The organism is Thermohalobaculum sediminis (assembly GCF_023487995.1).
In the GTDB taxonomy this organism is placed as follows: Bacteria; Pseudomonadota; Alphaproteobacteria; order Rhodobacterales; family Rhodobacteraceae; genus Thermohalobaculum; species Thermohalobaculum sediminis.
The window spans coordinates 468,886-480,265 of record NZ_JAMFKN010000003.1; the positions used below are offsets into that span (position 1 = coordinate 468,886).

An 11,380-nucleotide genomic window follows, 5' to 3' on the forward strand; every position below is an offset into this window, starting at 1 on the left:
TCCTGCCCTGATGCTCCTCGCGGACCTCCCGCTGCGAGATCAACCCGGCCCGAACCCGTTCGATCCTGATCGTCAGCCCCGGACTGATGCTCGCCCGGCGCGGCCGGACTTGCGGCACGCGACCCCTCGCTTGCGCCGTGGGGCCGCCCGGTGTGCGGGCCGAGACATCGGCGATGACCGGCCTCATGCCGGCGCGAAGCCGCTCGCGCCCTCGCGGGCCGGCACGCTCCCGAGTAGGTCGGACCCGGTGCGCTCCCGTCAGATCTCGCCGCGGCGGCGGCGCTCGGCGTCGTCCCAGGCGGTGAGCGCCTGATAGTCGGGGACGAAGCCGAGGCCCTTGCGCGCATCGGACGACACGGCATCCTGCGAGGTCACGACGTCCACAACGGCGGGCGCGTTCGCGATCGCGCGTCGCAGCGCGTCGGCGAGGTCGGCCGGGTCCTCGACCCGCTCGCCATGTGCGCCAAGAGCCCGCGCCATCGCGGCATAGTCCGAGTGGCGCAGGGTCGTGCCGACCACCCGGCCGCCATAGTTCGACTCCTGATCGAACCGCTCGATGTTCCACGCCGCGTTGTTCGAGACGATGAAGACCGCCTTCGCGCCGTGACGCACGGCCGTGTCGACCTCCATGGCGTTGAGCCCGTAGGCGCCGTCGCCATTGACCGAGATGACCTGCCGGCCTGGCTGCGCCAAGGCGGCTGCGATGGCGAAGGGCACGCCGACGCCGAGGCAGCCGAAGGCGCCCGCGTCCATGTAGCTGGTGGCCGCGAGGCCAACCCGCGCGAAGCTGAGGAGGTCGCCGCCATCGGCGACGGCGAAGTAGCCGGGATCGGCGACGTCGCGGATCGCATCGAAGATCGCCATCGGGTGGATGCGCCCGTCGCCACCTCTCACCGGCCCCCGGACGGCATCGCCTTTCGCCACCCGCTCGCGATGCTTGCGGCGCAGGCCGTCGAGCCACCCGGCGTCGCGCGCGCCCGCGTCGTTGCCAAGCGCCTCGGTCAGGGCGTCGAGGGCGAGGCTGACATCCGCGAGGATCTCGGGCTCGCCCCGTCGGTTGTCGATCAGCTCGCCCGCCGTGTCGGCAATGCGCACGAAGCGGGCCGCGGGGAAGACGGCCGGCGAGCCGAAGGCCAGCTGGTAGTCGAGCTTGCGCCCCAGCGTGATGACGAGATCGGCCTCGGCCATCGCCGCGGCGCGCACGGCGCCCACCACAGACGGGTGGCCGGCCGGGACGAGGCCCCGGCTCTCCTGCGTGTCGAGATAGAGCGCGTCGGCGGCATCGAGGAACCGCACCAGCGCTGCGCCCGCGCGCTGCGCCCCGCGCCCGCTGACCACGAGGGGCCGGCGCGCGGCACGGATCGCGGCCGCGCCCTCGGCGATTCGCTCGGGCGCCGGGACGGGGCGGCGCGGCGGCTTGGGCGCGAGCCAGTCCGAGGGCACGAGCGTCTCGGGCAAGTGCGCGCGCAGCACGTCGGTCGGCACCTCGAGATAGACCGGCCCCGGCTCGCCCATGTCGCCCATGGCGCGCGCGATCGCCTCGTCGAGCTCGCGCAGCACCTGTTCCGGCACCCGCGCGGTGCGGGAATGGCGTGTCACGGGGCGCATGATGTCGACATGGGGGATATCCTGCAGGGGCCCCATGTTGGCCTGCGGGCGCGAGGTGCAGCCGCCGATCAGCAGAACCGGCACGCGGGCGAGCGAGGCGTTCGCCATGGCGGTGACGGTGTTCGTGACGCCCGGCCCCGCCGTAACCATGGCGACGCCAAGACCGCCGGTGATTTCGGCATGGGCGTGGGCCATGTGCACGGCGGCACATTCGTGGCGCACGTCCACGATGCGGATCCCGTTGCGCGCCGCGTGGTCCCAGATCGGCTGAATATGCCCGCCCTGCAGGCCGAAGACGCGGTCGATCCCGCGCCGCGCCAGCGCCTTCGCGATCCAGGCGGCGACGCTGAGGGTGTCGGCGTTCAGGTCCTGTGTCTCGGTCATCGGGTTTCCTCGCGGATCGGTGGGTTTCTGGTCGGTCACGACGACGGCTCACGCCAGGCGATCAGGTCGCGCAGCAGGCCGTGCTGGATCTTGCCGGTGGCGGTGCGCGGCATCTCGTGGGCCTCGATGAAGGTGATCCCGCGCGGGCGCTTGTAGCCGGCAAGCCGGCCGCGCGACCACTCGATCAGCTCGGCCGCGGTCACGCTCGCACCCTCGCGCAGGACGACGGCGGCGATCACGCGCTCGCCCCAGCGGTCGTCGGGCCGGCCGACCACGGCGACATCGCGCACGTCCGGGTGGCGCGCCAGAACCGCCTCGACCTCGGTCGGGTAGACGTTCTCTCCGCCGGTGATGATCATGTTCTTCTTGCGGTCGATCAGGCGGATGAAGCCGTCCGCCTCGCGCACCGCGACGTCGCCCACGGTAAGGTAGTCACCCCGGAAGGCCTCGGCGGTCTTGTCCGGGCGGTTCCAGTAGCCGTCGAAGGCGTAGGGGCCGCAGCTGTAGAGCTCGCCGGGCGTGCCGTCCGGCACCTCGTTGCCGTCGTCGTCCAGCAGGCGGATCGGGAGCGACCCCGCCACCTCGCGCCCGACGCTGCCCAAATGGTCGAACTGTTCGTCGGGATGCAGCATCGTGACCCAACCGGCTTCCGTCGAGCCGTAAAGCTCGAAAAGCCCCGAATTCGGGAACATCTCCATGACGCGGCGCTTGGTCTCGACGCGCGCGGGAGCGGACGAGACCATCAGCTTCTCGACTCGGCCGAAGTCGCCGGGCGGACGTGGCGCGTCGAGCATCATCTCGTAATGCGTGGGCACCAGCGAGGTGAAGGTGGCCCCGGTTTCCGCGAAGCTGCGCAGGCAGAGCTCGGGATCGAAGCTCGCCCGCGAGAACACGCTGGTCGCGGCCCCGCAATAAAGGAAGGAGGTGAAGAAATTCAGCGAGTTCGCATGGCCGAGCGGCATCACCAGCAGCGCCTCGTCGCGCCGGCCGAGGCCAAGCTCGATCTCGGTCATCAGCGCCAGCATCCCCATGCCGGCATGCCCGCGGATCGCGCCCTTCGGGTTGCCGGTGGTGCCCGATGTGTACATCAGACACCACGCCTCGTCCGGCGAGACCCGCGTGCCGGGCTCCCGGTCGCCTGCCTCGGCGATCAGCGCCTCGTAGCCCCGCCAGCCAGCGGGCGTTCGCGCGCCACCCAGATGGATGAACCGGCCCTGCGGCAGGTCGAGATCGCCGCGGATTTCCTCGATCGCGCCGTGCAGGCCCTCCTCGGCGATCACGGCCGAGACCGCGCAATCAGTCAGGATGAACCGGATCTCGGGCGCCACCAGCCGGAAATTGACCGGCACCGCGACCAGCCCCGCCTTCGCCGCGGCCGTGTAGATCTCGAGCCATTCGACCCTGTTCCAGGCGAGCACACCGACCCGGTCGCCCCTTACGAGGCCAAGGCCAAGCAGCGCGTTGGCCAGCCGGCAGGCCCGCGCGTTCCAGGTGCGGAAGGTCATCGACCGCTCGAGATCGCGCGCGCCCACGCGATCGGGTTGCAGCCGCGCCTGGGTGGCGAGCATCTGCCCGGCGGTCGGAATCGGTGTCATCGCTCGCCTCCCCTGGGGCTCTGGTTCCGCAGGACCGCCGCGAGAAGGGCTGCCGCGCGTTCGACGTGGGTTACGGCCAGCCGCTCCGCCGCCTCGGCGTCACCGGCAGTGATCGCGGCGAAGATCTCGCCATGCTGGCGCCAGATCTCGGCCGGCGCCTCGGCCTCGCGTAGCACATCGACCATCGCGCGACGCAGGAACCGCCAGTGCGGCTCGGCCGTGGTCGCGACCATCGCGTTGCCGGACGCGCGGTAGACGAGGAAGTGGAACGCATCGTCGCAGCGCATGAGCGCCAGCACATCGCCCGCGGCAACGGCACGTCTTGCGGCCTCGAAGATATCCCGCCCCTCCTCGGCGAGAGCGCCCTTGAGGGCGGGTTCCGCAGCGATCCGCCGCGCCGCCGCGCGCGCCGCCCAGCCGTCGAGCGCCGCGCGGATCCCGTAATGCTCGCGCATCCGCGCGGGGTCGAGGGCCGTAACGAACAGGCCCCGCCGCCCGCATTCCTCGACAAGGCCATCCGCCCTGAGCCGCGCCATGGCCTGCTGGATCGGCTGGCGCGACACGCCGAAACGCTCGGCCAGCCGCTCCTGCACGAGATGCGTGCCCGGCGCGAGGCGTCCGTCGCAGATCTCCGCCACGATGGCGTCGTGGATCTGATCGGTGAGGCTGGGTGCGGTCTCCAACATCGCGCTTCTTTCGAACTCTGAATTCAGAGTTCAGTACATGGATTCGCGCCGCAAGACAACCCATGTCGTCGGAGCATGGCGCATCACCCGGCAACCAGGCGGCTCTGCGGGCTTCGGCCCACCGGCATCGCTCGGCATGTCCCCAAGCAGGCGGACGGTGCGGTGTATTCGGCGCTGTTCCGATGCTAGACTGGCATCCCGTGATGTCGCCCGAAGCAGAAGCAAGGAAGGCCAGCTTGGCCAGGGGTGTCGTTGTGCTCGCCATGATCGCCGCGATGCTCATGCCTCGCGGCGCCTTCAGTGCGGGCGAGCCACAGGCAAGCGACATCGTGGGTCGCATGGCCGTCCACGAGGTGCGCCACGAGGAAACCATTCCGCGGCTCGCGCAGCGATACGGGTTGGGCTTCGTCGAACTGATGGCGGCGAACCCCGGCGTCGATCCATGGCTGCCGGGCGAGGGCCGCAAGGTGATGCTGCCATCGGCTCACATCCTGCCCGACGCCCCGCGCGAGGGCATCGTCATCAACCTCGCCGAGCTCCGCCTCTACCATTTCCGGCGCGACGGCAGTGTCGCGACCTACCCTGTCGGGATCGGCCGGGATTACTGGGAAACGCCGCAGATCTCGACGGCCATAACCCTGAAACGAAAGAACCCGGTGTGGACCCCGCCGGCATCCATCCGGGCAGAGAAGCCCTACCTCCCCGCCCAGATCGGACCGGGGCCTGACAATCCACTCGGCGATTTCGCGATGAATCTCGGCTTCGATTCGTACGTCATCCACGGAACGAACAAGCCCCTCGGCGTTGGCCGACGGGTCAGCCACGGATGCATTCGCCTCTACCCCGAACACATCGCGATCCTGTTCGACGAGGTGAGCCCCGGCACGCCGGTGCGGATCATCAGCCAGGAGATAAAGTTCGGCTGGTCGGACGGCGCGCTCTTCCTCGAGGCGCATGCGAGCCAGGAGCATGCCGACGCGATCGAGACAGGCGCGATCGCGAACTACCCGATGGACGTGTCGAGCATCGCGGCACTGTTGGCGACCGTCCCGGGCGCCGCCGACGCCGACCTCGACTGGCCGCTGATCGAAATGACGGTGCGGGAACGGCGCGGCGTGCCGATCCAGATCTCACGCCGCCCCAGGCCCGAGTTCTGACAGCGACGGAGCGGCTACTTCCGCAGCGACTCGCGATAGATCCGGTCGGCGCGCTCCTGCGCCGCGAGCGCAGCCGCCTCGGCCGCGGCGGCGCGCTGCTTGGCCTCGGCCGCGTCCGCCTGCGCTTGCGCGACGTCCGCTCTCAGCGCCTCCACGTCGGATTTCGATGCGCAGGCGCCGACGAGGGTCAACGTCGCGATGGCAAGGACTTTCGGCAGCGCGCTCTGAAAGGTTCGCATTCCTTGTTCCTCCGGGGTCAGTTTCGCCGGTCACGCTGGTCCGCGCAGCAACGGCGACAGGCTACGACAGTCGGCGGCCAAGTTGAAGCCGGTCGGACCGCCACGGCAAAAATCCTTCAGGGCCGGATCTCGATCGGGGTGCCGTCCTGAACCATTGCCCAGATCTCGTCCATCTCGGCATTCGTCACGGCAATGCATCCCTCGGTCCAGTCGAAGCGGGCATGGTCGCTGCCGATCCACTCTCGACCGTTCGGCAGCCCATGGATCATGATATCGCCGCCCGGATCAACGCCCATCTGGCGCGCGCGCTCGCGGTCTGCCGGCCCCGGATACGAGATGTGAAGCGAGCGGTAGAAGCTGCTCTGCGGGTTCCTCCGGTCGATGACGAAGCGTCCTTCGGGCGTCCGCCCATCGCCGGCCTGACGCTTCGGCCCCTCGGGCTCGGAGCCGAGTGCGATCGTGTAGGTCCGAAGCGTCTGCGCCCCGGCGAGCAGATGCAGCTCCCGCTTGCCCTTCAGGACAAGAACCCGGTCGGCCGCGACCGGCTCTGGCACCAGCGGAGCGATGGGCACGGCGTCCGGCGGGGCGCAGCCTGCAAGAAGTATCAGCGCCGAAAGGCGAAGAACGAACTTCCGTCGTGACATGCGACGTCCCCAAGCGCCCTGCAATGCAGCGCAAGATTATCTTGGTTGAGGGCTCCAGTGAATGGAGCCGCCTTCCCCGAACCAGTGAGGCTGTCTTCCCGGTCACAGCCGAGGGGCTGCGATACCACTGGGAACAGGCTCTCGCTCGAGCTGGCATCACAGATCTGCGGTTCCATGACCTGCGCCACGAAGCTATCTCACGTCTGTTCGAACTGGGGCTTTCCGTTCCTGAGGTCGCCCTTATCTCAGGTCATAAGACGATCTCGGCCCTCCAGACCTACGCCAATATGAAGCCTATGCAGGTGGGTCAAAAGCTCAGGCGGTTAGTTCATACGGGCTAATTTTGGATCACAAGATGGCAGCGGCTCTCGCAAGTAAGTCGTCGAACTTACGCGGGAGCCGCTCCGAGCTAAAAGTAGAGCATCATCCGTGATCTAGGGCGTCAGCGACTTCCCGAAGCTTGGCCGCCGTGAACCTTCTAGGCGTGCCAAGACGATCCGCCTCTTCGGCGGACGCGATGGCAATGACACTGACAAGTTGGGTTGGGGAAAGTCTCTTGCCGACATCGGACCCGGCAAAGTCCTTGACCACCTCAAAGGCACTCAACACAGCGCGATCGATATCGCGCATCTCCACGCAAAGCATACGACACCTCCACGAACAAAGCCTGACACACACACTGGACTGACTCAGAATGGCACAGTCTTTGTGTTGTTTTTTTATGTCGGGAATGTGGCTTTATGACCGCTATGTCAGACCCCGATATATTCGGCCTCGGGATGTGAGTATATGGATATCTATGCTCGAATATCTACTAGATGCGGATTCCGACTCTCCCAGCACCGCGCGACCAACGTCGCATACATAATCCCGCACAAGTGAAAGCTCCCGAAGGCTGGTCTGGAACAACCTTCGAATCGCCGCATTCGAGTCGGAAGCTTTAATTTCGGACTCGACATGAGGGGGGGGGGCTTCACATGTCCACAGCCAGTTTCGATAGGCTAACTGACCTTTCCGTTCTCTTCGGCGACACCTTTTTGCTGGTGGATGCTCCCGAAGAAACTCCGATAGACGATGGGCAGGAATTCGGATTCGACTTAGCCCTCGATAAGGCCGTCGAGGGAGCGTTCGCTCTTGATTGGGCATCGAATGCGCCGAGCGGATCGGCGCCGGAGTTCGAACTACCAATTCAAGGGAACTCTGCGAGCAATACTCCCGACCTCATCATGCCGAACGAAATCGCTTACCTTGATGACTGGGGGCTCGCAAAGCCTGATGGCACCGGAGGCGGCGGTGGCGGTGGTGGAAAATCAGGCGGCGGTGGCGGTGGCGGTGGCGGTGGCGGGAAGAACAAAAACACCGATACGACGGATCCGGGAACCACCGACCCGACCCCATCGGACCCGCTCCTCAGCAGTTACACCAGCAAAGAGGGCAGCGCGGACTCAAGCTTCAACGTCACAGTCGATTTCCTCGGCGACGGTTGGACCGTCGCGCTTCAGGAAGACTTTGTGGCGGCGGCAGATTTTATCAGTTCGATCATTCTCGCTGACATCCCGAATGTCTTCGTGCCGGGGATCGGCACGGTAGATGACATTCTTATCCAGGCTCAGATCGTCGACATCGACGGAAGCGGCGGCGTCTTGGGGCGTGCCGGCCCCACAAGTTATCGGACGTCAAGTTATCTCCCCGCTACCGCAATCATGGAGTTTGACGTCGCTGACGCTGAGTACTTCGACAGCCTCGGCCTGTTCGACGACATCGTGTTGCACGAGATGATGCACTCCATCGGATTCGGGACCATGTGGAGCTACATGGGACTAACGTCGGGTTCGATTGCCGGAGGCAACCTGAGATTCACCGGGGATCTCGCGACGGCATATTACAACACGGAGTTATCGGACATCGCGACGAAAGACGCACTTTCGGACACAGGGGTCCCGGTCGAGACCGACGGTGGCTCTGGAACTGCGGGCGGACATTGGGACGAAACGACCTTCAAGAACGAGTTGATGACAGGGTACATCAACAGCTCGAACTACCTTTCAATGATGAGCGTGGCTGCGCTGGAGGACATGGGTTACGACACGATCATCGACGACCCGAATGATCCGAACGACCTCTCCGGGACCTTGCTACTCGCTTAATGTATGCGCCGAAGCGGCAACCGAGTCGTTGGCTTGGCAAGCCGATATGTAAATGAGAAGTGAGCGACATCGATGACGGGGCGAAGATCAATCTGCCCCGTCTTTCTCTTGGACGTCTCCGCCTCTGGCCGCCAAGACACACGCGGATGGCTGCAGGGGATTTGCCCCGATCTTCGGTCACAAGACGATCTCGGCGCTGCAGTTTTGCGCAGACATGAAGCCAGTGCAGGTGGGCCAGAACCAACGACTGCGCTAATCTGCCCATCGCGCCTCTTCACGCGAGCGGAGGTGTTGCAGTCGGACTGCCCCGTCCCGAGAGGAGCCGGGATCTACGCTTGGTACTTCGGAGCGATCCCACCGCGGGTACCGACAAAGGGCTGCCATTCCATCGACGCGCTGACCCTGCTCTACGTGGGTATCTCACCTGACGGTCTTCGCAAGCCAAGCAGCCGATCCAATCTGCGGGTGCGGATCAGGAACCACTACCAAGGCAATGCTGAGGGATCGACGCTGAGGCGGACGCTCGGGATCCTGTTGGCTGAGGTTTCAGGCTTTCCGCTGAGAAGGGTTGGATCGGGCAGACGGATGACGTTCACGCATCTGGGCGAGCAGTGGCTCGACAGTTGGATTGCAGAGAATGCCTTCGTAACGTGGCTTGAGCATCCTCACCCGTGGGAGCCAGAGAAAGAACTGATCCGGAAGCTGTCGCTGCCGCTCAACATCCAAGGCAACGCTGCACACCCGTTCTATCCGGTCTTGAAACGCCTTCGCGCAGAGGCGATAGCGACGGCTCGCGAGACGCCAATTGCATCAGAGAGCAACCAGCAACGCCGCATGCCTCTTGCTGGAGTGCCGCCTCAGTAGGCAGCCTTACCGGGGATGACGCCCCTCACACCGCCTCTTCACGCGCTACGGGGTGCCAATCCTCACGATCCACGACAGCTACGTGGTGCCGATACGGTATCGTCCGGTCTTGCTCAAGAGGATGGAACTGGCCTTCCAAAAGGTCATGGGGCTTGGTCGCCCGAGGGTTAAGACCGCCAGCTTCAATCTACAGGAGTTCGAGTTGCTACTCGACAGAGGCAACAGGGAAGCTCTGAGGATGATGTCTCCCGCTGAGTTCCAATCAGCGGATGAAGTCAAGCGGAGGCAGGATAAACGGACCAAGGGGTACGCTCGGAGATATGAACGCTTCTGCGCTTGGCGGAACGAGAATTCTCAGACGCTAGGTATTTCTGGCGATCAACGACTTTCGGCATGACAAGTCGTGAAGACGAGGTCGGATGATCGACGATCTCACATAATTGAACTACAACTTATCAGTCCATCTGTCTGTCCTGTCCATAACTGGTACCGGTTTAGACGGTGAGCCAATCAGCGGACGCGGTTGACGGCCTCGGTGGTTAACAAACATGACGGGAGAAATTATGTCGAGGCCAAGCACACATACCCCCATCGGTGCCGTGGTCCAGCCCCACCCCCCTCCGTGCTTGAATCGGGCTTGCTGCAATAATGCTGCAACTGTGCTTACGCGGACCGGCAATGAAACCCAGCTCCGTGATGCAGATTCTTGACGAAATGTGCGGTTTTCTGCATGGTTCAGATAGAGGGCTTTGGGACGGAAACCGTTCTCGATCATCGGCTTACGTGATCAGGCTTCGTTGGCGACCCCGGCAGGACTCGAACCTGCAGCCGTCGGATTAGAAGTCCGGTGCTCTATCCAGTTGAGCTACGGGGCCGTCGGCTTCCCGATTAGTCGCAGGCGCGACCGCGCGCAACATGTCTACGTGGGTGCGGCGTGCGACTGGCGCGGCGCCGCCACGGGCGGCCGGGTTCGGCTTGCGCGTGCCGGTCGCGGCCCGCGGCTTCACCCCGGGGGCGATCCGGCGCCTCGTCTGGCCGTCGGGGGGAACGATTCCCGACTGGCGGAGGCAGACCTGATGCCCGGCTAACGGGCCGGCGCGAGCCACGCGGCCAGCCGTCCGTCGATCGCGGCGAGACCTGCGAGGATCAGGCCAAAGCCCGCCAGGTGGTGCGGCTCGAGCCGCTCGCCCAGCACCAGCCAGCCGAGGCCGATCGCCGACGGCGGGATGAGGAAGATCACGAGCGAGATCGCCGTGGCACCCGCGGCCTGGAGTACGTTGAAGAACAGCACATAGGCGAGCGCGGTCGACAGAAGGCCCAGCGCGATCACCGCGCCAACGGCTTCCACCCCGGGGGCGGATAGCGTCCAGGGACGGTCCACCACCAGCGCAAGCGGCAGCAGGATCGCCGAGGAGGCCGTCACCTGCCCCGCCGCGGTCGCCAACGGATCGACGCCGAGCCGCCGGAAGCGCCGCCCGAACACGCTCGCGAACCCGTAGGAAAGTGCGGCGCCCACGATGGCGAGCTGGCCCAGCACCTGCCCGCCGATGCCGCCCAGCGCCTCCCACCCCACCATCACGACGACGCCCGCGAAGCCCAGCACCACGCCCGCCGCGCGCGCGGGGGTCAGCCGCTCGTCCGCGGTCAGGGCATTGGCCACCAGCACCGTGAAGATCGGCGTCATCGCGTTGAGGATCGAGGCGAGCCCGCCCGCGATCTGCGTCTGGCCGAAGGCGATCAGGCTGAAGGGGATCGCGTTGTTCAAGAGCCCCATGCCGAGGAACGAGGCCCAGACGGCCACCCCCAACGGCACCGCGCGCCGGCCGGCAAGAATGACGAGCCAGAGCGCCAGGGCCGCCATCACGACGCGCGTGGCCACCACCGTGAAGGGCGGCAGCGTCCTGACCGCGATGCCCACGAACAGGAACGACCCGCCCCATAGAATGGAAAGCACCCCCAGCAGCAGCCATTCGCGCCGCCCGATCGCTGTCACCTCCCGCCCTCCACAAGACGTGCTCGGCCCGATGCGCCGCGCCGGGCACGCTAGCCCAGGCCC

The 11,380-nt window shown here is 65.9% G+C and carries 11 protein-coding genes and 1 tRNA gene; 4 read left to right on the forward strand and 8 right to left on the reverse strand.

Annotation, left to right across the window (positions count from 1 at the left end):
- Positions 1–258: 258 nt before the first annotated feature.
- From M1105_RS09425 to M1105_RS09435, 3 genes are read right to left on the reverse strand one after another with little or no spacing between them, the layout of a single operon-like run.
- Positions 259–1,992 (reverse strand): thiamine pyrophosphate-binding protein, encoded by a 1,734-nt coding sequence (locus M1105_RS09425; protein ID WP_249580096.1) that lies wholly within the window; start codon positions 1,990–1,992, stop codon positions 259–261.
- 35 nt (positions 1,993–2,027) lie between these two features.
- Positions 2,028–3,587 (reverse strand): class I adenylate-forming enzyme family protein, encoded by a 1,560-nt coding sequence (locus M1105_RS09430; protein ID WP_249580097.1) that lies wholly within the window; start codon positions 3,585–3,587, stop codon positions 2,028–2,030.
- Entirely contained in the window at positions 3,584–4,273 is a 690-nt protein-coding gene (locus M1105_RS09435) for a GntR family transcriptional regulator (RefSeq protein ID WP_249580098.1), read from the reverse strand. Before M1105_RS09435 ends, M1105_RS09430 begins: the two co-directional genes overlap by 4 nt.
- 263 nt (positions 4,274–4,536) lie before the next feature.
- On the opposite strand from M1105_RS09435, the gene M1105_RS09440 reads away from it, so the two are divergent.
- Positions 4,537–5,430 (forward strand): L,D-transpeptidase family protein, encoded by an 894-nt coding sequence (locus tag M1105_RS09440; protein ID WP_249580099.1) that lies wholly within the window; start codon positions 4,537–4,539, stop codon positions 5,428–5,430.
- A 14-nt stretch (positions 5,431–5,444) separates the two neighbouring features.
- On the opposite strand, the gene M1105_RS09445 is transcribed toward M1105_RS09440, so the two are convergent.
- The gene (locus M1105_RS09445) at positions 5,445–5,669 is read right to left on the reverse strand and encodes a hypothetical protein (RefSeq protein WP_249580100.1); all 225 of its coding nucleotides are present in this window, start codon (positions 5,667–5,669) and stop codon (positions 5,445–5,447) included.
- A 116-nt stretch (positions 5,670–5,785) separates the two neighbouring features.
- A complete protein-coding gene (locus M1105_RS09450; protein ID WP_249580101.1) occupies positions 5,786–6,313 on the reverse strand; it encodes a L,D-transpeptidase family protein in 528 nt (175 codons plus the stop codon).
- A 23-nt stretch (positions 6,314–6,336) separates the two neighbouring features.
- Here M1105_RS09450 and M1105_RS09455 point away from each other — a divergent pair, with 23 nt between their 5' ends.
- Positions 6,337–6,654: a tyrosine-type recombinase/integrase gene (locus M1105_RS09455; RefSeq protein ID WP_249580102.1), complete on the forward strand. Its 318-nt coding sequence runs from the start codon at positions 6,337–6,339 to the stop codon at positions 6,652–6,654.
- An 82-nt stretch (positions 6,655–6,736) separates the two neighbouring features.
- Here M1105_RS09455 and M1105_RS09460 read toward each other — a convergent pair whose 3' ends face one another.
- Positions 6,737–6,958: a hypothetical protein gene (locus tag M1105_RS09460; RefSeq protein ID WP_249580103.1), complete on the reverse strand. Its 222-nt coding sequence runs from the start codon at positions 6,956–6,958 to the stop codon at positions 6,737–6,739.
- 332 nt (positions 6,959–7,290) lie between these two features.
- Between M1105_RS09460 and M1105_RS09465 the strand changes: the two genes are divergently transcribed.
- Together M1105_RS09465 and M1105_RS20940 are read left to right on the forward strand one after the other, a co-directional pair.
- On the forward strand, positions 7,291–8,460 hold the full coding sequence (locus M1105_RS09465; protein WP_249580104.1) for a leishmanolysin: 1,170 nt from the start codon (positions 7,291–7,293) through the stop codon (positions 8,458–8,460).
- Between the two features lie 72 nt (positions 8,461–8,532).
- Complete coding sequence (locus M1105_RS20940; protein WP_406600610.1) at positions 8,533–9,324, forward strand: GIY-YIG nuclease family protein; 792 nt, start codon at positions 8,533–8,535, stop codon at positions 9,322–9,324.
- A 798-nt stretch (positions 9,325–10,122) separates the two neighbouring features.
- On the opposite strand, the gene M1105_RS09475 is transcribed toward M1105_RS20940, so the two are convergent.
- Together M1105_RS09475 and M1105_RS09480 are read right to left on the reverse strand one after the other, a co-directional pair.
- Positions 10,123–10,199: transfer RNA gene (locus tag M1105_RS09475), tRNA-Arg, on the reverse strand.
- Positions 10,200–10,408: 209 nt separating this feature from the next.
- On the reverse strand, positions 10,409–11,317 hold the full coding sequence (locus M1105_RS09480) for a DMT family transporter (RefSeq protein WP_249580106.1): 909 nt from the start codon (positions 11,315–11,317) through the stop codon (positions 10,409–10,411).
- Positions 11,318–11,380: the final 63 nt, after the last annotated feature.